Annotated in this window: 21 protein-coding genes; 12 read left to right on the top strand and 9 right to left on the bottom strand. The window is 74.3% G+C overall.

The window, feature by feature from the left end:
* The first annotated feature begins 54 nt into the window (after positions 1-54).
* A complete protein-coding gene (locus tag IE305_RS01585) occupies positions 55-540 on the top strand; it encodes a DUF1453 domain-containing protein (protein WP_190127520.1) in 486 nt (161 codons plus the stop codon).
* An 11-nt stretch (positions 541-551) separates the two neighbouring features.
* Here the strand turns inward: IE305_RS01585 and lysA are convergent, their stop codons facing one another.
* Complete coding sequence (gene lysA / locus IE305_RS01590) at positions 552-1,898, bottom strand: diaminopimelate decarboxylase (protein WP_373311489.1); 1,347 nt, start codon at positions 1,896-1,898, stop codon at positions 552-554.
* A 50-nt stretch (positions 1,899-1,948) separates the two neighbouring features.
* Positions 1,949-2,374, bottom strand: a complete 426-nt coding sequence (locus tag IE305_RS01595; RefSeq protein ID WP_229890412.1) for an SAV_915 family protein — start codon at positions 2,372-2,374, stop codon at positions 1,949-1,951.
* Positions 2,375-2,583: 209 nt separating this feature from the next.
* Between IE305_RS01595 and IE305_RS01600 the strand changes: the two genes are divergently transcribed.
* Together IE305_RS01600 and IE305_RS01605 are read left to right on the top strand one after the other, a co-directional pair.
* Positions 2,584-4,347 carry an AMP-binding protein gene (locus tag IE305_RS01600; RefSeq protein ID WP_190127521.1) on the top strand — a complete coding sequence of 588 codons (1,764 nt, stop codon included), beginning with the start codon at positions 2,584-2,586 and terminating at the stop codon, positions 4,345-4,347.
* The gene (locus IE305_RS01605; protein WP_190127522.1) at positions 4,344-6,005 is read left to right on the top strand and encodes an AMP-binding protein; all 1,662 of its coding nucleotides are present in this window, start codon (positions 4,344-4,346) and stop codon (positions 6,003-6,005) included. The genes IE305_RS01600 and IE305_RS01605 overlap by 4 nt, the downstream gene beginning before the upstream one ends.
* A gap of 229 nt (positions 6,006-6,234) precedes the next feature.
* Here IE305_RS01605 and IE305_RS01610 read toward each other — a convergent pair whose 3' ends face one another.
* From IE305_RS01610 to IE305_RS01625, 4 genes are all read right to left on the bottom strand, one after another.
* Positions 6,235-6,957: a hypothetical protein gene (locus IE305_RS01610; protein ID WP_190127523.1), complete on the bottom strand. Its 723-nt coding sequence runs from the start codon at positions 6,955-6,957 to the stop codon at positions 6,235-6,237.
* Positions 6,958-7,102: 145 nt separating this feature from the next.
* Positions 7,103-8,851, bottom strand: coding sequence for a glyoxylate carboligase (gcl, locus tag IE305_RS01615; RefSeq protein ID WP_229890414.1), 1,749 nt, complete (start codon positions 8,849-8,851; stop codon positions 7,103-7,105).
* Entirely contained in the window at positions 8,848-9,744 is an 897-nt protein-coding gene (locus IE305_RS01620) for a 2-hydroxy-3-oxopropionate reductase (RefSeq protein WP_190127524.1), read from the bottom strand. Before IE305_RS01620 ends, gcl begins: the two co-directional genes overlap by 4 nt.
* Before the next feature lie 38 nt (positions 9,745-9,782).
* A complete protein-coding gene (locus IE305_RS01625; RefSeq protein ID WP_190127525.1) occupies positions 9,783-10,613 on the bottom strand; it encodes a TIM barrel protein in 831 nt (276 codons plus the stop codon).
* Positions 10,614-10,673: 60 nt separating this feature from the next.
* Between IE305_RS01625 and IE305_RS01630 the strand changes: the two genes are divergently transcribed.
* A complete protein-coding gene (locus tag IE305_RS01630; protein ID WP_190127526.1) occupies positions 10,674-10,925 on the top strand; it encodes a YkoF family thiamine-binding protein in 252 nt (83 codons plus the stop codon).
* The gene (locus IE305_RS01635) at positions 10,922-11,314 is read left to right on the top strand and encodes a helix-turn-helix domain-containing protein (RefSeq protein WP_190127527.1); all 393 of its coding nucleotides are present in this window, start codon (positions 10,922-10,924) and stop codon (positions 11,312-11,314) included. The genes IE305_RS01630 and IE305_RS01635 overlap by 4 nt, the downstream gene beginning before the upstream one ends.
* 3 nt (positions 11,315-11,317) lie before the next feature.
* Here IE305_RS01635 and IE305_RS01640 read toward each other — a convergent pair whose 3' ends face one another.
* Complete coding sequence (locus tag IE305_RS01640) at positions 11,318-12,082, bottom strand: hypothetical protein (RefSeq protein WP_190127528.1); 765 nt, start codon at positions 12,080-12,082, stop codon at positions 11,318-11,320.
* 161 nt (positions 12,083-12,243) lie between these two features.
* On the opposite strand from IE305_RS01640, the gene uraD reads away from it, so the two are divergent.
* From uraD to IE305_RS01670, 6 genes are all read left to right on the top strand, one after another.
* Complete coding sequence (gene uraD, locus IE305_RS01645) at positions 12,244-12,765, top strand: 2-oxo-4-hydroxy-4-carboxy-5-ureidoimidazoline decarboxylase (protein ID WP_190127529.1); 522 nt, start codon at positions 12,244-12,246, stop codon at positions 12,763-12,765.
* The gene (uraH, locus tag IE305_RS01650; RefSeq protein WP_190127530.1) at positions 12,762-13,115 is read left to right on the top strand and encodes a hydroxyisourate hydrolase; all 354 of its coding nucleotides are present in this window, start codon (positions 12,762-12,764) and stop codon (positions 13,113-13,115) included. Before uraD ends, uraH begins: the two co-directional genes overlap by 4 nt.
* A gap of 4 nt (positions 13,116-13,119) precedes the next feature.
* On the top strand, positions 13,120-13,992 hold the full coding sequence (pucL, locus tag IE305_RS01655; RefSeq protein WP_190127531.1) for a factor-independent urate hydroxylase: 873 nt from the start codon (positions 13,120-13,122) through the stop codon (positions 13,990-13,992).
* Between the two features lie 84 nt (positions 13,993-14,076).
* On the top strand, positions 14,077-15,471 hold the full coding sequence (locus IE305_RS01660) for an 8-oxoguanine deaminase (protein ID WP_190127532.1): 1,395 nt from the start codon (positions 14,077-14,079) through the stop codon (positions 15,469-15,471).
* Positions 15,472-15,522: 51 nt separating this feature from the next.
* Complete coding sequence (locus IE305_RS01665; protein WP_190127533.1) at positions 15,523-17,049, top strand: nucleobase:cation symporter-2 family protein; 1,527 nt, start codon at positions 15,523-15,525, stop codon at positions 17,047-17,049.
* A gap of 42 nt (positions 17,050-17,091) precedes the next feature.
* Complete coding sequence (locus tag IE305_RS01670; RefSeq protein WP_190127534.1) at positions 17,092-18,609, top strand: YfcC family protein; 1,518 nt, start codon at positions 17,092-17,094, stop codon at positions 18,607-18,609.
* A 23-nt stretch (positions 18,610-18,632) separates the two neighbouring features.
* Here the strand turns inward: IE305_RS01670 and aceB are convergent, their stop codons facing one another.
* Together aceB and IE305_RS01680 are read right to left on the bottom strand one after the other, a co-directional pair.
* Positions 18,633-20,243, bottom strand: a complete 1,611-nt coding sequence (aceB, locus tag IE305_RS01675) for a malate synthase A (protein WP_190127535.1) — start codon at positions 20,241-20,243, stop codon at positions 18,633-18,635.
* 35 nt (positions 20,244-20,278) lie between these two features.
* Positions 20,279-20,944: a nucleotidyltransferase family protein gene (locus IE305_RS01680; RefSeq protein ID WP_190127536.1), complete on the bottom strand. Its 666-nt coding sequence runs from the start codon at positions 20,942-20,944 to the stop codon at positions 20,279-20,281.
* Between the two features lie 155 nt (positions 20,945-21,099).
* Between IE305_RS01680 and IE305_RS01685 the strand changes: the two genes are divergently transcribed.
* The gene (locus tag IE305_RS01685) at positions 21,100-21,474 is read left to right on the top strand and encodes a DUF5955 family protein (protein ID WP_229890415.1); all 375 of its coding nucleotides are present in this window, start codon (positions 21,100-21,102) and stop codon (positions 21,472-21,474) included.
* The last annotated feature ends 20 nt before the right edge of the window (positions 21,475-21,494 follow it).

The following is a 21,494-nucleotide window of genomic DNA, read 5'->3' on the forward strand; positions in this document are numbered from 1 at the left end:
GGGCTATATTTGTTTTGGCATGCGTGAGCTATAAAACGGCTTCGAGGAGTGAGAGTGAACATCTGGTTGCTGGCCGGCGTCATCGCCGTGGTCGTCGTCATCGTCGTCGTCAAACGCCTGGCCGGCGAACCCCTCGACGCCCGCGACCTGTTCGGCCCCGCCCTCGTCCTCACCGCCATCGGCACCTGGACCGTCGTCAGGAACGAGGCCGGGCTCACCGGCACCGACCTGGCCTGGACCGTGTCCGGTGCCGTCCTCGGCCTCGCACTGGGCGCGGCGCGCGGCGCCACCGTACGGGTCTTCGAGAAGGAGGGCGTGCTCTGGCAGCGCTACACCGGGCGGACCTTCCTCGTCCTCGCCGTCTCCCTCGCGGTCATGGCCGGATTCGGGTGGCTCGCCGCCCGCGGCGGCATGCACGAGGGCGCCCGGCCGGTGCAGCTGTCGATCGGCGTCGGCTTCCTCGGCGAAGCCCTCGTCGTCGGGGCGCGGGGGCTGGCCACCGGTGTGCCCTTCGCCACCAGAGCCTCTCGTCGCTCCTGACGGCCGGTCCCTCACTCCCCGACGTCGCGCGCCCGCAGGTCCGCCGCCGTCTCGCGGCGCACGACCAGCCGGGCCCGGCCGTCCGCGACCGCCACCACCGGCGGCCGCCCCACCAGGTTGTACGCCGAGGCCATCGACAGGTGGTACGCGCCCGACGCCGGCACCGCCAGCACGTCACCGGGCCGTACGTCACCCGGCAGCGCGATGTCCTGGGCCAGCACGTCACCCGCCTCGCAGTGCCGTCCCACCACCGACACCGGCCGCAGCGGCGCCCGAGAGGCCCGGCCCACCAGGCGCACCGTGTACCGCACGCCGTACAGCGCGGGCCGCGGGTTGTCGCTCATGCCGCCGTCCACGGCGACGAAGGTCCGGCCGCCGGTGGTCTTCACCGCCAGCACCCGGTACAGCGCCACACCCGCCGGGCCCGTGATCCAGCGCCCCGGCTCCACGGTCAGCCGGGGCACCGGCAGGTCCTCGTGGGCACAGCACAGCGCGAGCTCCCGCTGCACCCGCCCCGCCCAGGCGGCGGGGTCGAGGGCCGGGTCGCCGGCGCGGTAGGCGATGCCGAAGCCCCCGCCCAGGTCCAGCTCGGGCAGGGTCACGCCGTGCAGGTCGCGCAGCCGCGCCAGGAGCGCGACCAGCCGCCGCACCGCCGTGACGTACGGCTCCGCGGAGGGTATCTGCGAGCCGAGGTGGCAGTGCAGCCCCACCAGCTCCAGCCGTCGCTGGCCCAGCACCCGGGCCACCGCCCCCTCGGCGTGCCCGCCCGCGATCGGCAGCCCGAACTTCTGCCCCTCGACGCCCGTGCGCACCGCCGCATGCGCCCCCGCCTCGACCCCCGGCACCACGCGCACCAGCACCTTCTGCCGGGCGCCGGCGGGCACCAGCGCCGCCAGCCGCGCCGTCTCGCCGATGCTGTCGATGACGACGCGGCCCACGCCCAGCCGCAGCGCGGCCCGCAGGTCCTCGGGGCTCTTGGCGTTGCCGTGCAGCAGCACGCGGTCGCCGGGGAAACCCGCGTGCGCGGCCAGCTCCAGCTCGCCGGCCGAGCACACGTCCAGGCTCAGCTCCTCCTCGTCCAGCCAGCGGATCAGCGACCGGGACAGGAACGCCTTGGCGGCGTACGCGACCCGCGCGCCCGGCAGCGCGGCACGCCAGGCGCGGGCCCGCGCCCGTACCTCGGCCTCGTCCAGCACGTAGCAGGGCGTACCGAAGCGGTCGGCGAGCTCGGCCAGTGACACCCCGCCCACGCCCACGTCGCCGGAGGGAGGGAAGGCGGCCGAGGCCGGCCACACCGGGGCGGGCCCCGGCTCGGCCGGCAGGGGCGGCGGGGCGGCGGGAGCGAGCGGAAGGGACACGGACGTTCTCCTCGGGGAAGGTCGGTTGAGAGGGCCCTGAACCCGGAGGCTCAGGCGCCGGCCGTCGGCCGGGCCGCCGGGGCCGACAGCTGCGGGTCGACGCACACCTGCCCCACCCCCAGCGGCGCCGCCAGCGCCCGTACCGCCGTCAGCGCCAGCGGAACGCAGGGCACGCACGGCCCCAGACAGTCGGAAAGCCGCCGCCTGGAGGTGAAGGCGACGGCCGTACGGGCACCGAGCGGGGTGCGGAAGACGCGCAGGGAGAAACCGGAGGGGCAGGGGCGGACGGGGACGAACAGCAGGCCGGCCCGCCCCTGATGGGACGGCTCCTCGTCGCCTGCGGGCAGGTGTTCCCGGCCCGCCCCGGCGGGCTGGCCCGTGGTGGCGGCCACCGCGCGGACGGAAGCGGCCTCGGCGGGGGTGCGGCTCACATGCATGACGGTCCTCGCGAAGGAGTGGGTGGATGCGTCGGTCACGCTATGCCCCTCCCCGCGCCCCGCGACGGGGCTCTTGACAGCACGTTGACCCCTCGTGGCAGAGCCTTGACGACGCGTTGACGTACCCCGCCCGACCGGCCACGCTTCGGCACCAGGTCGGTGACGGGCTCTTGAAACACCGGCACACCGTGGACGAACAATGACCCGGGCGGGCACCGCCGCACGCCCCCGGCGACCTGGAGGAACACGTGACGGCAACGCAAGCCCCCGCAACGCCCCGCCCGACCGAGGAGTTCCGGGCGGCCCGGGACTTCCTGCTCGCCCACCGCGACGACCCCGACGCCGCCCGCGCCGGCTTCGCCTGGCCCCGGCCGGCCACGTTCAACTGGGCGCTCGACTGGTTCGACGTCATCGCCGCCGGCAACGACCGGCCCGCACTGCGCATCCTGGCCGACGACGGCACGGAGACCTGCTTCTCCTTCGACGAGCTGCGCCGCCGCTCCGACCGCGTCGCCGCCTGGCTGCGCGCCCGGGGCGTACGGGCCGGCGACCGCGTGATCGTCATGCTGGGCAACCAGGCCGAGCTGTGGGAGACCATGCTCGCCGCGATGAAGCTGCGCGCGGTCGTCATCCCCGCCACGCCGCTGCTGGGCCCCGCCGACCTCGCCGACCGCGTCGCCCGCGGCCGGGCGCGGCACGTGGTCGTCCGCGGCCGCGACGCCGCCAAGTTCGACGACGTACCGGGGGAGTACACCCGCATCGCCGTGGGCCCCGGCGCCGGCGCGGGCTGGCTCGCCTACGAGGACGCACACAGCGACGCTCACAGCGACACCCACAGCGACACCCACAGCGATGCCCCCGGCGACGCCCACGGGACCGAGGCGCCCGCCACCCCCTTCGTCCCCGACGGCCCCACCCGCCCCGACGAGCCCCTGCTGCTCTACTTCACCTCCGGCACCACCGCCCGCCCCAAACTCGTCCAGCACACCCACACCTCGTACCCCATCGGGCACTTGACGACGATGTACTGGATCGGGCTGCGGCCCGGCGACGTCCACCTCAACATCTCCTCGCCCGGCTGGGCCAAGCACGCCTGGTCCAGCCTCTTCGCACCGTGGAACGCCGGCGCCACCGTGCTCGTGCTCGACTACGACCGCTTCGACCCGGCCCGCCTCATGGCCGGCATGGACCGTTGCGGCGTCACCACCTTCTGCGCGCCGCCCACCGTGTGGCGCATGCTCATCCAGGCCGACCTGCGCGCGCTGCGCACCCCGCCCCGCGAGGCGGTCGCCGCCGGTGAGCCGCTCAACCCCGAGGTGATCGAGGCGGTTCGCCGGGCCTGGGGCATCACCGTCCGCGACGGCTTCGGGCAGACCGAGACGTGCGTACAGATCGCCAACCCGCCCGGTCAACCCCTCAAGCCCGGCTCCATGGGCCGCCCGGGGCCCGGGTACACGATCCTCCTGCTCGACCCGCAGACGGGCGAACCCGCCGACGAGGGCGAGATCGCCGTCGACCTCACCGACCGCCCCGTGGGCGTGATGACCGGCTACGAGGGCGACCCCGACCGCACCGCCGAGGCCATGGCGGGCGGCTACTACCGCACGGGCGACATCGGGGTACGGGACGCGGACGGGTATGTCAGATTCGTGGGCCGGCGCGACGAAGTATTCAAGAGCAGTGACTACAAGGTGTCTCCCTTCGAGCTGGAGAGCGCCCTCCTGGAGCACGAGGCCGTCGCCGAGGCCGCCGTCGTCCCCGCGCCCGACGCCGTGCGCCTGACGGTGCCCAAGGCGTACGTCGTGCTCGCCGAGGGCTGGGAGCCGGGGCCCGACACGGCCAAGGCCCTCTTCGCGCACTCGCGGGCCGTGCTCGCCCCGTACAAGCGCCTGCGCCGCCTGGAGTTCGCCGAGCTGCCCAAGACCGTGTCCGGCAAGATCCGCCGCATCGAGCTGCGCGAGCGCACCGCGCGCGGCGAGGGCGTGGAGTACCGCGAGGAGGACCACCGGTGACCGACCGCATCCCCGCCCCCACCTCCGCCCCCTCCCGCGAGTCCTATGAGGCCGGGCCCACCGACGTCCCCCTGCTGGAGGAGACCATCGGCGCCGCCCTGGCGCGCGCCGTACGGCGGCACGGCGACCGCGACGCGCTCGTCGATGTGCCGTCGGGGCGGCGCTGGACGTGGGCGGAGCTGGGCCGCGCCGTCGAGGAGGTGGCGCTCGGGCTGCTGGCCAAGGGCGTCGGGCGTGGCGACCGGGTCGGCATCTGGGCCGTCAACTGCCCCGAGTGGGTCATGCTCCAGTACGCCACCGCCCGTGTCGGCGCGGTGCTCGTCAACGTCAACCCCGCCTACCGCGTCCACGAACTGGCGTACGTGCTGCGGCAGGCAGGCATCAGTCTGCTCGTGGCCTCCACCGCCCACCGCACCAGCGACTACCGGCGGATGGCCGAGCAGGTCCGCGGCGACTGCCCCGCCCTGCGTGACATCGTGTACGTGGGCGACCCCACCTGGGACGGGATGGTCCACCTCGGCGGCGGCGTCGACCGGGCGCGGATGGCCGCGCGTGAGGCGGCGCTGCACGCCGGGGACCCGGTGAACATCCAGTACACGTCGGGCACCACCGGCTTCCCCAAGGGCGCCACCCTCTCCCACCGCAACATCCTCAACAACGGCCATTTCGTGGGGGAGAGCCTCGGGTACACCGCCGAGGACCGGATCGCCGTGCCCGTGCCCTTCTACCACTGCTTCGGCATGGTCATGGGCAACCTGGCGGCGCTCACGCACGGCGCCTGCGTGGTGATCCCCGCGCCGGCGTTCGACGCGACGGCGACGCTGCACGCGGTCGAACGCGAGCGCTGCACCGCGCTGTACGGCGTCCCCACGATGTTCATCGCCGAGCTGGGGCTGCCGGACTTCGCGACGTACGACCTCTCGTCGCTGCGCACCGGCATCATGGCGGGCTCGCCGTGCCCGGAGGAGGTGATGAAGCGCGTCGTCACCGAGATGCACATGGCCGAGGTCGCCATCTGCTACGGCATGACGGAGACGTCGCCGGTGTCCACGCAGACGGGGCGCGCGGACGACCTGGAGCGGCGCACAGGGACCGTGGGGCGCGTCCTGCCGCACGTCGAGGTGAAGGTGGCCGACCCGGAGACCGGGCGGGCCGTCCCCCGGGGCACCACGGGGGAGCTGTGCACCCGCGGCTACTCGGTGATGCTCGGCTACTGGGACGACCCCGAGCGCACCGCCGAGGCGGTCGACGCCGACGGGTGGATGCACACCGGCGACCTGGCGGTGATGGACGACGACGGCTTCGTCCGCATCGCGGGCCGCATCAAGGACATGATCATCAGGGGTGGTGAGAACGTCTACCCGCGGGAGATCGAGGAGTTCCTGCACGGACACCCCAAGATCTCGGACGTCCAGGTGATCGGGGTGCCCGACGCGAAGTACGGCGAGGAGATCATGGCCTGCGTCATCCTCCGCGACCCCGCGGACACCCTCACCCGGGACGAGCTGGCCCGGTGGTGCCGCGGCCGGCTGGCGCACTACAAGGTGCCGCGGCACCTGCGCGTCATGGATGCCTTCCCGCTGACCGTCAGTGGGAAGGTGCGGAAGGTGGAGCTGCGCCAGGAGGCCGTCGCGCTGCTGAGCGCGCCGGGGGAGTGAGGGCGGGCGGCGGAGGCGCACGCACAGTGGAGGGGGCGGGCCGTCCGGCGGCCCGCCCCCTCGCACTCCCCCGTTCCCCCGTTTCCCCCGTTCCCCCGTGGTGGTTCTTGCGGGCCCGCCGTCCCCCGTGCGTGGCGGGCCCGTGCACAAGTCTCTGCCCGGTACCCCTCAACTCGCCACGGTCAGCGGCGAGTTCAGAGGAAGAATTGAGCTTCACGGGGTGCCGCGGTCAGCGGCTGCTCCGCCGTACCAGCTCGTCGGCCCAGTCGTTGAGGGCCTGGGGCGTGCCCGTCAGATCCATCAGGAACAGCGGGAGGCGCAGGTCGTCGGCGCGCCGGCGGGCGTCGCGCGCGTAGCCGGCCAGCGAGAAGCAGACGCCGGCGGCCTCGGCCAGCAGGCCGTGCAGCCACAGGCACTCCACGTCCCGCAGCGTCGTGGGCAGCGTGGTCGGGTCGACCCGGACGACGAGGCCGCCGCCCCGCAGGTCCACGCCGGAGGCCGCCGGTGCCGGGCAGCCGCCGGAGCGCCGTACGCCCCGGAAGCCCAGCCAGCGCAGGTAGCGTTCGGCGGCCATGACCGCGTCCCGCTCGGTACGGATCGTCACCGGGCGGAAGACGGGCCGGGCGCCGGTACCCGGCTCCCGCCCGCCGCCGTCCGGAGGTTCCTCTTCCGCCGCCCGGGGGCAGCCGGCATCCGGGGCCACCGGCAGCCGCACCACCGTGCCGCACGCGCAGCCGAGCTCCGGGCGCGGCCACTGGCCCTGGCGGTCGCAGGCCGGGCAGCGCACCGCCACCCAGGAGTCGCGCCAGGTGCGGCGGACCAGCAGTTCGGGGGTCGCATCGGGGGGTACGGGCAGCGTGAGGGGTGCGCCGCAGGCGCACGGGAAGGTGGGTGGTGTGTAGGAGTGCTCACGGTGACACGTGGGGCAGCGCACCGGGACGTTCTCGGCCATGACAGTTCCGTGCCTCCAGTCCCTCTCCAGTACCGCTCCGGCTCCGGGTGGCCGGGCAGCGGTCCGCCGGGTGACGGGGACCCCATCGTCCACGATGCGGGCACGGGCCGGGTGCGAAACGTGAAGGCACGGGGAGAGCTTCCGCTCACAGCGGGGGCTCGAACTCCCGGACGGCGTCGATGTCGGTGCCGTGCGGCGTGTTCGCCTCCCGCTCGATCATGATCTCGACGAGGACGGGCCGCGACGTGGCCGCGGCCTGCTTCCGCGCCCACTCCAGCGCCGGACGGATCTCCGCCGGGTGCGTCACGCGCCGCCCCGAGCAGCCGTACGCCCGCATGATCGCCACATGGTCGGTGCCCGTCTCGTCGTAGTGCAGGTCCACCTGGTAGTTCATGCCGTAGCCGACGGACGCCTGCCGGATGAGGCCCAGGTACTCGTTGTTGAGCATGACGAGGACGAACGGGATGTCGTACTGCGCTGCGACCGCCAGCTCCTCCACCGTGTACTGGAAGCCGTAGTCGCCCACGACACCGACCACCTCGGTGCCGCCCCGGCCCATGCCCTCCAGTGCCTTCTTCACCCCGATGGCCGCCGGCACCTCCCAGCCCAGCGGGCCGGCCTGGCCGCACACCTGGTAGTGCCGCGGCCGGTGCGCCTTGTGATGCTGGCCGCCCCAGATCTGGTACAGCCCGATGGCCGTCACCACGTGCGTGTCCTCGCCGAACGCCTCGTTGAGCTCCTTGTAGACGCGCGGCGCCTTCACCGGGACGTCGTCGAAGTCCTCCCGCCGCAGCAGGGTGAGCTTCAGCTCGCGGCAGCGCGCCCGCCACGCGGCGAGCTCCGGCCGTGCGCCGCGCCGCCGGGCCGCCTCCAGCAGGGCGGCGAGGAACAGCCGTGCGTCGGCGACCACCCCCAGGTCCGGCTCGATCACCCGGCCCAGCTGGGTGGGTTCGACGTCCACGTGCACGAACGTGCGGTCGCCGCGGTAGACGGCGGTGTCCGCGCCGGTGTGCCGGTCGCCGAAGCGCGCGCCCACCGCCAGCACGAAGTCGGCCTCCAGGAACGAGGCGTTGGCGTACCGCTGGCTCGTCTGGATGCCGGTGGTGCCCATGTTCAGCTCGTGGTCGTCCTCGATCGCGCCCTTGCCCATCAGGGTGACCTGGAACGGCACGCCCAGCTGCTCCACCAGCTCGCGCAGCACGGCCGAGGCGCCGGAGAGGATCACCCCGCCGCCTGCCAGCACCAGCGGCCGCCGGGCCCGCAGCAGCAGGTCCAGCGCGGCCTCGACGGCGGCGGGGTGCGGGGGCGCGGCACGGAGCGGCAGCGGCGCGTCCGCCGTGGCGTCGTAACGGATCGTACGGCGCGCCACGTCCACCGGGATGTCGATCAGCACCGGTCCCGGGCGGCCCTCGCGCGCGACGCGGAACGCCTCGCGGAACACCCACGGCACCTGCGCCGCCTCCCGCACCTGCACCGCCCACTTGGTGACCGGCCGCACCATGCCGACGATGTCGACGGCCTGGAACGCCTCCTGGTGCAGCTTGGCCGTGACGGCCTGCCCGGTGACGCACAGCATGGGCACGGAGTCCGCGAACGCGGTGTACAGGCCGGTGACGAGGTTGGTGGCACCCGGCCCCGAGGTGGCCAGGGCCACGCCGACGCGGCCGTTGGTGCGGGCCCAGCCGTCGGCCATGTGCGCCGCGGCCGCCTCGTGCCGGACGATCAGGTGCTCGATGCCGCCGACGTCCCGCAGCGCCCGGTACAACGGCAGGTTGGCGGCCCCGGGGCAGCCGAACGCCACGTCCACGCCCTCGTCCCGCATGACGCGCACGGCCGCCTCCATGGCCGGAACGACGGGGACGGCGGGAATGGCGGGGACGGCGGGCCCGCTCATGTCGCCACGCCCGACAGGCGTTCGACGCCGCGCAGCAGCGCCGAGTGGTCCAGCCCGCCGTCGCCCTGGGCCCGCGCGGCGGCCATCAGTGTCGCGAGCAGGCCGCCCAGCGGCAGCACGACGCCGGTCTCGCGGGCGGCGGCCGTCACGATGCCCAGGTCCTTGTGGTGCAGGTCGACGCGGAAGCCCGGCGGGTGGTGGCGGCGGACGAAGTTGTCGCGCTTGCGCGCGAGGACGGCGGAGGCGGCGAGGCCGCCGCCCAGCACGTCGAGGGCCGCGTCCAGGTCCACCCCGGCGGCGCGCAGGAAGACGACCGCCTCCGCACAGGCCTGCAGGTGGGCGGCGACCATGAGCTGGTTGGCGGCCTTCACGGTCTGGCCCGCGCCGTGCGGGCCGCAGTGCACGACGGTCGTGCCCAGGGCGCGGAACAGCGGCAGAGCCTCCTCGAAGTCGGCGCGGTCGCCGCCGGCCATGACGGAGAGCGTGCCCTCGACCGCGCCGGCCTCGCCGCCGGACACGGGGGCGTCGAGGACGCGTACGCCGTGCGGTGCCGCAGCCTTGGCCAGGGCGGTGGCGGTGGCCGGGGCGACGGTCGACATGTCGATGAAGAGAGTGCGGGGGCGGGCGTGTTCCAGGACGCCTCCGGTGCCGTCCGTGCCGTGGGCGACGGCGGTGACCTGGGCGTCGGCCGGCAGCATCGTGACGACGACGTCGGCCCGCTGCACCGCCTCGCGCACGGAAGCGGCCGGGGTGCCGCCGCGGGCGGCGAGCCGGTCGAGCTTGTGGGCCTCCAGGGTGTACCCGGTGACGGGGTAGCCGGCGCGGATGAGGTTCTCGGCCATGGGCGAACCCATGACGCCGAGCCCGATCCACGCCACGTGGGGGAGAGCCATGCGGTGCCTCCAGTGGTGTACGGGGGAGAGGGGCCGTGTCAGGTGCCGGTGAGCCAGTCGAAGCGGCCGGGGCCGGGCGGGGCCGTGTACTCCAGGCCGGTCCAGCCGTCGTAGCCGGCCTTGCGGAGCCGCTCCAGCAGCCCGGCGAGGTCGAGGCGGCCGGTGCCGGGCGCGCCCCTGCCGGGTACGTCGGCGATCTGCACGTGGCCCGCGCGGGCGCCGTGCCGGTCGACGGCCGCGCCCACGTCCTCGCCGCCCCGGGCCAGGTGGTAGAGGTCCAGCAGCAGCCGGGCGTTGTCGAGGCCGGTCACGGCGTTGACGCGCTCGGCGACCTCGGCGGCGGCGTCGGCGGTGGTGAGGGGGTACAGCGGCGACTCGGCGGCGTTGAGCGCCTCGACGAGCAGCAGCGCGCCGGCCCGGTCGGCCTCCCGGGCCGCGTACGCGAGGTTCTCCAGGGCCAGGGCGTCCTGCGCGGCGGGGTCGGCGCCCGGGACGCGGTTGCCGTAGAGGGCATTGAGCGCGCGACAGCCCACCGACCGGGCGAAGGCGGCGGCGACCGGCACGTTGGCGCGGAAGCGCTCCGCCTCCTCGCCGGGCACGGACGCGGCACCGCGGTCCGGGCCGGGCAGCCGCCCGGCGTAGAAGTTGAGACCCACCAGCTGCGTCCCCGCGACCTCCAGCGCCGCGCGCAGCGCGTCGAGCCCGGCCTGCTCCGGCACGGGCGCCCCGGGCCAGGGCCACCACAGCTCGACGGCCGTGAACCCGGCGGCCGCGGCCGCCGCCGGCCGCTGGAGCAGGGGCAGTTCGGTGAAGAGGATCGAGAGATTGACGTCGAATCGATTCCGGGTAGCGAAAGAGTGGTTTCGCATAGAGGAAGGCTGGGGTCGTGTCCGAGACTCTGTCAAGGGTCGGTGCAGTACGTTGACCGCGTGCGATTGAGAGTGGAGTTCACGACGGAGCCGTTCGACCTGGAGCGGACGCCACGCCACGCCGAGGTGGCGCGGGAGGTGATCCAGGGGGCGGCGCTGGACGCCGTCGACGTCGGCCCGTTCGGCAACACCGTCGAGGGCGGTGCCGAGGTGGTGCTCGCGGCCCTGAACGACCTCCTGCGCAAGTCGCTGGAGGCGGGCGCCGACCGGGTGTCCCTCCAGGTCAACGTGATCGAGGGCGGCCCCGCGTGAGCGGCGAGGAGCATCCGCTGTGCGGTGCCGTACGCCCGCTCGTGGACGCGATCGGCGCCACGCTGCTGAACCCCGAACAGGCCGGTGACGAGGACGTGGTGCTGTCCTGGGAGGGCCGCCCGGTCGTCGCCGTACGGCTGCCACGCCTGCCCGAGTCGCTCGACGGCATACTGGCGGACCTCGAACGCCGGCACGGCACCCCCTTGGCCGGCCTGGACCGGCGGGCCAAGCAGGCCGTGGTCCGCCACCTGGAGGCTCGGGGTGCGTTCGCGCTGCGGCGCGGCGTGGAAACGGTGGCAGCGGCCCTGGGCGTCAGCCGCTTCACGATCTACAACTACCTCAACCGGGAGAAGGCGGGGAGGGCGGGGGAGGTGCCGGGGGAGGCGTGAGGGTCAGCGCTTCAGGGGGAGGGCGTGCTTCTTCTCCGCCAGGTGCTTCTGCATCTTCTGGAGCACGTCCAGTGCCAGGGTGTGCATGTTCTGTTCGTTCCCCGGGTCCCCAGCGGCCGTAGCTGACAGTGTGACGTTTCCGCTCCTTCCTGTTGCGATCGTGTACACCTGTGTCGTTTTCTGGCCGTTCTGGTCGGTCGTGATGTAGGTGCCGTCCTCGGCCACGCTCTCGTCGAACCCCGACAGCTGTTCGGTGGGGCTCTGGCGGATGTTCTCCCAGCGGTCTGTGTCCGATGACTGATTGGGGCAGCGCTGAACACTGCTCTCGTCGTCCTTGAGGAAGGACTTCGCGGTGTCCGGCTTGTCGAACACGCGCACCTGGGACGCCCCGGCGGTGGCGGGGTTGTCCCGCTGAGAGTCCCGCTCGAAGGAATACATGGTTCCGGTGCGGTCGCTGTGCTGGGAGACCTTGCAGTCCGCCCCCACGGTCGGCTCTCCGATCCCGTTGGCTTCGTTGCCTCCCGAGAAGCCCGGCCCCCAGTCTCCCGGGGTGGCGGCCACGTCCTTGGCCAGCTTCTGCGCGTCCGTGGTCGTCTGGCCCGACTCGCCCCCCGGCAGCAGGAGCACGACCACGACGACCACGACCACGACCGCGGCGACACCGGCCGCGATCCACGTGATGAGCCGGCGCTTCTTGCGCCGTTCGTCAGCCTCCGAGGGCTGCGGGTGGAGCGGGCCGGACGGGGGGCCGGGCGGTTGCGAGGTCACATTGGTGCGATACCACCCCTGATCGACGCCATTGTCCGCCGTTCGGGTACCGATCGCGTCGGCGACGGGTCTTTCAACAAACTGTTGACGTGCCTCCGCCGGAGGGTGTGTGCTGTCCGCACCCCGAACGAGTGCCGCACCCGAGCGCTTCGGAGGTCGCCGTGACCGCAAGTCCCCCGCCCGGCCTCACCCGCTTCAACTCGGCCGCGGAACACACCGCCCGCGCCGCCCTCCACCGGATCTGCTCCAGCACCGCCTGGGCCGAACGCCTGCTGTCCGGCCGCCCGTACGCCGACGCCGACGCGCTGCTCGCCGCGAGCGACGCCGCCGTGGCCGACCTCGGGCCGGCCGGCCTGGCCGAGGCCCTGGCCGCCCACCCGCCCATCGGGCGGCCCCGGCCCGGCGACCCCGTCTCCGCCCGCGAACAGCGCGGCATGGCGGACGCCCCGCCGGACATGCGTGCCGAGATGCTGGAGCTGAACCTCGCCTACCAGGAGAAGTACGGACACGTCTTTCTCATCTGCGCAACCGGACTGACGGCAGAGCAGATGCGGGACGCCCTGCGCCGCAGACTCCGCGCCGACCCCGCCCGTGAGCGCGAGACCGTCCGCACCGAACTGGGCCGCATCAACCGCCTGCGGCTCGCCCGGCTGGCCGTGGAGGAAGGGGATGACCCGGTATGAGCAGCACCCCCGCCACCACCGTCTCCACGCACGTCCTCGACACCGCCACCGGCCGGCCCGCCGCCGGCGTCCCCGTGACGCTCCACGCGGCGGCCGGCGACGGCGACTGGGCCGCCGTGGGGACCGCCCGCACCGACGCCGACGGGCGCTGCACCACCCTCCCCGCCCTGCCACCCGGCACCCCCCGGGCCCGGCTGCAGTTCGACCTCGCGCACCGCCCAGCCCCCGCCCCCGTCCCCGGGCCGTTCTTCCCCGAGGTGACGGTCGCCTTCACCGTCGTACCGGGCGAGCACTACCACGTACCGCTGCTGCTCAGCCCGTTCGGCTACTCCGTCTACCGAGGGAGCTAGCACCGTGATCCTTGGCCAGAACCAGTACGGCAAGGCCGAGACCCGTGTCGTCCGCGTCACCCGCGACGGCTCCGTCCACCACATCCGTGACCTCAGCGTGTCGGTCGCCCTCTCCGGCGACATGACCGAGGTCCACCTCTCCGGCTCCAACGCCGCCGTCCTCACCACCGACACCACCAAGAACACCGTCTTCGCCTTCGCCAAGGAACACGGCGTGGACTCGCCGGAGGAGTTCGGCATCCACCTCGCCCGGCACTTCGTCACCAGCCAGGAGACGCTGCACACCGCCCGCATCCGCCTCGCCGAGTACGGCTGGGACCGCATCGCGACCCCCGGCCCGGAGCAGCACTCGTTCGTCCGCCGCGGTCAGGGCACGCGCACCGCCCAGGTCTCCTACGACGGCACCGCCTGGCAGGTCCTGTCCGGCGTGGAGGACCTCGTCGTCCTCAACACCACCGGCTCCGAGTTCCGCGGCTACCTCACCGACCGCTACACCACCCTGCCCGAGACCACCGACCGGGTCCTCGCCACCGAGGTGCGCGCCCGCTGGCGGCACCACGACGGCACCGCGCCCGCCGGAGGCTGGGACCGCTCCCACGCGCAGGTGTGCGACCACCTCCTCCAGGCGTTCGCCGGCACCTACTCCCGCTCCCTCCAGCAGACCCTCTACGCGATGGGCAGCCGCGTGCTGGAGCACTGCGCGGGCATCGACGAGATACGCCTGTCCCTCCCCAACAAGCACCACTTCCTCGTCGACCTCGCGCCGTTCGGCCTGAAGAACGACCACGAGGTCTACTTCGCCGCGGACCGCCCCTACGGCCTCATCGAGGCCACCGTGCTGCGCGAGGGCGCCACCCCCGCCATCCCCACGGACTGACCCCACGGACTGACCCCACGGACTGACCGCCGGCCCCGGCCCGCCGGGCCCGCCGCCCCCCACACCCCGAGGACACCGCCACCCATGACCGCAGCGCCCGCGCGCACCGTCATCGAACGCACCGTCATCGAGAACTGCGCCGTCGCCACCGTCGACGCGCGCGACACCGAACACGCCGCCGGCCACGTCGTCGTGCACGGCAACCGGATCGAAGCCGTCGGCCCCGGCCCCGCCCCCCGGCACCTGGCCGAGGGGGCCCGCCGCGTCGACGGCACCGGCCACCTCGTCACGCCCGGCCTGGTCAACACCCACCACCACTTCTACCAGTGGCTCACCCGCGGACTCGCCCAGGACGCCGGCCTGTTCGACTGGCTCGTCGCCCTCTACCCGCTGTGGGCGCGCATCGACGAGCCGATGGTCCACGCCGCCGCCCGCGCCTCGCTCGCCATGATGGCCCGCGGCGGCGTCACCACCGCCATGGACCACCACTACGTCTTCCCGCGCGGCGCCGGCGACCTGCTGGGCGCGGAGATCCGTGCCGCCCGCGACCTGGGCGTCCGCTTCACCGCCACCCGCGGCTCCATGGACCTGGGTGAGTCCCGGGGCGGCCTGCCCCCGGACTTTGCGGTGGAGACCACCGACGCCGCCCTCGCCGCCACCGAGGAGGCCGTCGACACCCACCACGACCCGTCGCCCGGCTCCATGCTGCACATCGCCGTCGCACCCTGCTCGCCCTTCTCCGTCACCACGGAACTGCTGCGCGAGTCCGCCGCGCTCGCCCGCCGCAAGGGCGTACGGCTGCACACCCACGGCTCGGAGACGGTGGAGGAGGAGGGCTTCTGCAAGGAGCGGTTCGGCATGGGCCCGACCGACTACTTCGAGTCCACCGGCTGGCTCGGCGACGACGTGTGGATGGCCCACTGCGTCCACATGACCGACGCCGACCTCGCCGCCTTCGCCCGTACGCGCACGGGCGTCGCCCACTGCCCCTCCTCCAACGCCCGCCTCGGCGCCGGCACCGCCCGCGTGCCCGCGATGCTCCGCGCCGGCATCCCCGTCGGCCTCGGCGTCGACGGCACCGCCTCCAACGAGTCGGGCGAGCTCCACACCGAGCTCCGCAACGCCCTGCTGGTCCACCGCCTCGCGGGCGGCGCCCGCGCGATGACGGCCCGGCAGGCGCTGCGCCTGGGCACGTACGGCGGGGCCCGGGTGCTCGGCCGGGCGGACGAGACCGGCTCGCTGGAGCCGGGCAAACTCGCCGACCTCGTGCTCTGGCGCCTCGACGGGCTCGGCCACTCCACGATCGAGGACCCCGTCGCCGCGCTCGTCCTGGGCCCGCCCGCCCCCGTCACGCTCTCCCTCGTCGACGGCCGCCCGGTCGTCGAGGACGGCCGCCTGGTCACGGCCGACGAGGACGCGGTCGCCCGCGAGGCCCGTGTCCAGGCCCGGCGCCTGGCCCGCCTGGCGGCCGACGGCTGACCGGCCGGCCCCTGCCCCCTTCCGGCACAGGACAGGCACAGGAGGAGCGCGATGGCGACCGCCCCCGACCCCGCCCCCGATCCCGTCGGCAGCCCCGCCCCCGTCGGCGGCCCCGTCCCCGAGCCACCGCCCCGCGGCGGCCGTCCGTGGTCGCGTCACCGCCGCGGTGCCGGCGCCGCGGTCCACCCCGTCGACCGCGTGCCCCGCCCCGGCCGCCTGGCCGGCACCGGCCTCCAGCACCTCGCCGCCAGCTACGCCGGTGTCGTCGCGCCGCCGCTCGTCCTCGGCACGCACACCGGGCTGGGCCGGGACCGCACCACGTTCCTGGTGGGCGCCGCCCTCTTCACCGCCGGCATCGCGACGCTCCTCCAGACCGTCGGCTGGTGGCGCATCGGCGCCCGGCTGCCGTTCGTCAACGGCGTCTCCTTCGCCGGCGTCGCCCCCATGACGGCCGTCGCCGACGCGCAGGCCGACCCGCGCGACGCCCTGCCCGCGCTCTACGGCGCCGTCATCGTGGCCGGGGCGCTCGGCTTCCTGCTCGCGCCCCACTTCTCCCGGCTGCTGCGCTTCTTCCCGCCCGTCGTCACCGGCACCGTCATCACCCTCATCGGCCTCTCCCTCCTGCCCGTCGCCTTCGGCTGGATCCAGGAGGGCCACCCCGAACGCGCCCCCACCCCCACGGCCTTCGCCCTGGCCGGGGCCACCCTGGCCGTCGTCCTGCTGCTGCGGCGCCTGCTCACCGGCTTCCTCCGGCAGATCGCCGTCCTGCTCGGCCTGGTCGCCGGCACGCTGCTGGCCGTGCCCGCCGGCGCCGTCGACACCGGCGCCACCCGGCACGCCGCGCTCCTCGGCTTCCCCGCGCCGTTCCACTTCGGCGCGCCCCTCTTCCAGCTGCCGGCGATCGTCTCGCTGTGCGTGGTCATGCTGGTCTGCATGACCGAGAGCACCGCCGACATGCTCGCCCTCGGCGAGATCACCGGCCGGCCCGCCACCCCCGAGGTCATCGCGGCCGGGCTGCGCGCCGACACCCTCGGCAGCGCCGTCTCCCCGCTCTTCAACGGCTTCGCCAACAGTGCCTTCGCCCAGAACATCGGCCTGGTCGCCATCACCGGGGTGCGCAGCCGTTTCACCGTGGCCGCCTGCGGGGTGATGTTCGTGCTGCTCGGCCTGAGCCCGGCCGCCGCCTCCCTCGTCGCCCTCGTGCCGCAGCCCGTGCTGGGCGGCGCCGGCATCGTGCTCTTCGGTACGGTCGCGGCCAGCGGTATCTCGGTGCTCGCCCAAGCCGGGCTGGACAAGGGTGAGAACCTGCTGATCGCCGCCACCTCCCTCGGCGTCGGCATGGTCCCCGTGGTCTCGCACAGCTTCTACGCCGTGCCGGGGCTCCCGGCGACCCTGCGCACCGTCCTCGACTCCGGTGTCAGTGCCGGCTGCCTCACGGCCGTCCTGCTCAACCTCGCCTTCCGGCACCGCGCCGCCCCGCCCGCCCCGTCCTCCTCACCCGCCCCGGCCGGGGTGCCTGCGCGCCTCAACGGGACCGAGGGAGCATTGAGTGACAATCGGCGCATAACGGATGACTGAGACGGAGGGCGACCGTCCGTCAGTGCCGAGAGGTGTGCCGTCGTGGAGGAGCAGCCGCAGCACGGGAAACCGCAGCCCGGGAAGAACCGCTTCACCTTCCCCAGCGCCCTGACCGTCCTGGCGGCGCTCACCGTCCTCGTCTGGGCCCTCGCCTTCGTCATCCCCTCCGGCGCCTACCGGCGCACCCCGGCGGGCGATCCCGTGCAGGGCACGTACCACCACGAGGCGGCCCCCGGCGACGCCGTCCACCGCATCGGCCAGCTCTTCCTCGCCCCCGTCAACGGGCTGTACGGCATCCGCGACGCGAAGACCGGCCAGATCGCCCCCGACGCCACCGGCGCGCTCTACGGCAGCGCCGGCGTGTTCCTCTTCGTCCTCGCCATCGGCACGTTCATCACCGTCGTCTTCGCCACCGGCGCCCTCGACCGCGGCATCGAACGCCTCGCCCACCGGCTGCGCGACCGCGGGGCGCTCCTCATCGCCGGCATCATGACCGTCTTCTCGCTGCTGGGCACCGTCGAGGGCTTCGCCGAGGAGACGCTCGGCTTCTACGGGCTGCTGGTGCCGCTCATGCTGGCCCTCGGCTACGACCGCATGGTCGCCACCGGCGCGATCATCCTGGGCGCCGGCGTCGGCGTGCTGGCCTCCACCGTCAACCCCTTCGCCACCGGTGTGGCCTCCTCCGCGGCCGGTGTCGCACTGGGCGAGGGCATCGCCTTGCGCGCGGCCATGTGGCTGGTGCTCACGGCCGTCGCCATCGGCTACGTCGTCCGCTACGCCACCCGGGTCCGGGCCGACCCGGCGCGCTCCCTCACCGGCTTCCGCCCCGGCGACCGGGAGCTGGCCGGCAAGGCCGCCGAGCCGCCGGAGCTGACGCGCCTGCAGAAGACGGTCCTGGTGCTCGTCACCCTGGTCTTCGCATTCATGATTTTCTCGGTCGTTCCCTGGTCCAACGCGCTGTCCGGCCGCTCCGACGCCGCGCCCTACCGCTGGGAGCCGGACTGGTCCTTCGCCGAGCTCGCCGCGTTCTTCCTGGCCTGCTCGGTGCTGGTGGGGGTGGTGGCGCGGCTGGGGGAGCAGCGGCTGAGCGCGACCGTCGTCCGGGGCGCCGCCGACTTCCTCGCCCCGGCCCTCGTGATCGTGCTCGCCCGCGGCATCACGGCCGTGATGACCAACGCGAAGATCATCGACACCGTGCTGCACTCCGTGGAGTCGGCGGTGCGCGGCACCCCGGCGGCGTTCTTCGGCGTCATGGTGTTCGTCGTCAACCTGCCGCTGGCGTTCCTCATCCCCTCCACCTCCGGCCACGCCACCCTCGCCATGCCGGTGCTGGCCCCGCTGGCCCAGTTCGCGGGCGTGTCCCGCGCACTGACCGTCACCGCCTGGCAGTCCGCCAGCGGCTGGATGAACCTGTGGGTGCCCACCACCGCGGTGGTGGTGGGCGGGGTGTCGCTGGCCAAGGTCGGCTACGACCGCTACCTGCGGTTCGTGTGGCCGCTGCTGCTCCTGCTGGCCGTGCTGGTGTGCGGGTTCGTGGCGCTGGGCGCGGCGCTCGGCTGACGCCGGCCCGGGGCCCACTCCGGTCAGCCCTCCAGCAGCCCGTATGCCGGCAGGGTGAGGAAGTCGGCGTACGCGTCGTCCAGCGCGACCTTCAGCAGCAGGTCGTGTGCTTTCTGCCAGGCGCCCGCGGCGAACGCGTCCGCGCCCACCTCCTCGCGTACAGCGGCGAGTTCCCGCGCGGCGAGGTCCCGCACGAGTCCCGCGGTGACCTTCTCCCCGCCGTCGAGCACCACGCCCGTGTGCACCCACTGCCAGATCTGCGAGCGGGAGATCTCCGCCGTGGCCACGTCCTCCATCAGCCCGAAGACGGCCACCGCGCCGGTGCCGCGCAGCCACGACTCCAGGTAACGCAGGCCCACCTGGACGGCGTTGCGCAGCCCGGCGGCGGTGGGCCGGGCGTCGAGGGCGTCCACGGCGAGCAGCTGATCAGCCGTCACCCGCACGTCCTCGCGCAGCCGGTCCTTCTGGTGCGGCCGGTCGCCCAGCACCACGTCGAACGAGGCGCGGGCCACCGGCACCAGGTCCGGGTGGGCCACCCAGGAGCCGTCGAACCCGTCCCGCGCCTCGCGGTCCTTGTCGGCCCGTACGCGCTCCAGCGCCACCTCGTTGGCCGCCGGGTCGCGGCGCGAGGGCACGAACGCGGCCATCCCGCCGATGGCGTGCGCCCCGCGCCGGTGGCAGGTGCGCACCAGGAGCTCGGTGTACGCGCGCATGAACGGCGCTGTCATGGTGACGGCGTTGCGGTCCGGCAGGACGAACCGCTCACCGGCGTCACGGAACGTCTTGACGAGGGAGAACAGGTAGTCCCAGCGGCCCGCGTTGAGCCCGGAGGCGTGCTCCCGCAGCTCGTACAGGATCTCCTCCATCTCGAAGGCGGCGGTGATGGTCTCGATGAGGACGGTGGCGCGCACCGTGCCGCGCGGAATGCCCAGCTGCTCCTGGGCGAAGGCGAAGACGTCGTTCCAGAGCCGGGCCTCCAGGTGCGACTCCAGCTTGGGCAGGTAGAAGTAGGGGCCCTTGCCCAGGCGGAGCAGCCGTTCGGCGTTGTGGAAGAAGTACAGGCCGAAGTCGGCCAGGGCGCCGGGCACGGGCCGGCCGTCCACCAGCAGGTGCCGCTCGTCCAGGTGCCAGCCGCGGGGCCGCATGACCACGGTGGCCAGCCGCTCGGCGGGGCCGAGGGCGTAGCGCTTGCCGCCGGGGGCGGTGAAGTCGATGCGCCGCTCGAACGCGTCGATGAGGTTGAGCTGGCCGTGCACGACGTTGTGCCAGGTGGGCGCGGAGGCGTCCTCGAAGTCGGCGAGCCAGACCCGGGCGCCGGAGTTGAGGGCGTTGACCGTCATGCGGCGGTCGTCGGCGGGGCCGGTGATCTCCACCCGCCGGTCCCGCAGCGCGGGCGGTGCCTCGGCCACGCGCCAGGCGGGGTCCTCGCGGACGTGCGCGGTCTCCGGCAGGAAGCCCGGGCCCCCGGCCCGGGCGAGCGCGGCACGCCGCCCGGCCCGGCGGGCGAGCAGTTCGTCGCGGCGCGGCGTGAACCGGCGGTGCAGTTCGGCAACGAACGCGAGCGCCGCGTCCGTGAGCACTTCCTCCTGCCGCTCGACGGGCGGGGCGTCGACGCGGACGGGCGTGGCGGCCATGCGGTCACTCCTTCGACGGACGGGACCGGTCAGTGTCAGTGGAGATTATTTTCCTCATGCCGGAACGGGCAAGGGGGCGTCGGGCCGTGGTGGTCGTCGAGCGGTGCTTCGAGCAGCGCCAGGTCCTCCGGCCGGTCGACGTCGTCGGGTGCCGCGACGTCCCCGCACTCCACCAGGCGCAGCGCACCGGCGTGCCGGGCGAGGTGGGCGCGGGCCCCGCGGTCCCCCTCGGCCGTCGCCGTCACCCCCGGCCAGTGCTCCCGGCCCAGCAGCACGGGGTGGCCGCGGACCCCGCCGTACGCGGCGGCCGCCAGCGCCGCCCCCGCGCGATGGGCGGCCAGCACCCGGGCGACGGCCTCGGCGCCCACCCGCGGCTGGTCGACGAGCAGCACCAGCACCGCGCCGGCGTCCGTGGCATCCAGCGCCGCCAGGCCCGCCCGCAGCGAGGAGCCCATGCCCGACCGCCAGTCGGGGTTCTCCACGACCACCGGCCCGTCCGGCGGCGGAGCCAGCACCGCCCGTACGGCCGCGGCGTCCGCACCCACCACGACCTGCACCGGCTCGCAGCCGGCCGCCCGCAGCACCCGCACCGCACGCGCCACGAGCGGCTCCCCCCGGTGCACGAGGAGCGCCTTGGGGCGCCCGCCGAGCCGCCGCCCGCCACCCGCCGCCAGGACAAGTCCCGCGATGCTCCGCGTCATGCTCCCTGCATAGCGCACTTCCGGGCTCCCGCGCCCCGTACGGGAGTTCGTCGTTCGCACGAGAACGCACGGCCTGTATTTCGCTGTGTGTGTAGCGCGTCCCACGCAAAGTGGCGTTAACTGATCGCACGGGCGGCCCGGGGGAGGGGACGGACGTGACGGAGGGCGCCGTGGCGGTGGAACCAGCCGTGGAAAGGGAGCACGTGACGCGGTGCGGCCAAGAACCCGACCCCAGAGCGGGCGAACTCGGCCAGGCGGTGTCCCGGCTGCGCCGGGCCCTGGCGGGGCACCCCGCCGTCCTCCCGGACCGCGACGCCGCCGAGGACGAACTCGCGGCCCTCGACGCGATGGCCCGCGCCGGCACCCAGGACGTCTCCCGGCTGCGCCGGTCGCTGCTGCTGGTGGCGGGCGCGGTGGGCTCGGTGAGCGCCCTCGCCCCCGCGCTCGGCGAGGTACGGGCCGCGGTGGAACGGTTCGCCGACGACCCGGCGCCGGAGCCGGGCGTACCCGGCCAGCGCGAGGGCGGCTGACCGTACGGCGGCCGACCATA

This window comes from Streptomyces mashuensis (assembly GCF_014654785.1).
In the GTDB taxonomy this organism is placed as follows: domain Bacteria; phylum Actinomycetota; class Actinomycetes; order Streptomycetales; family Streptomycetaceae; genus Streptomyces; species Streptomyces mashuensis.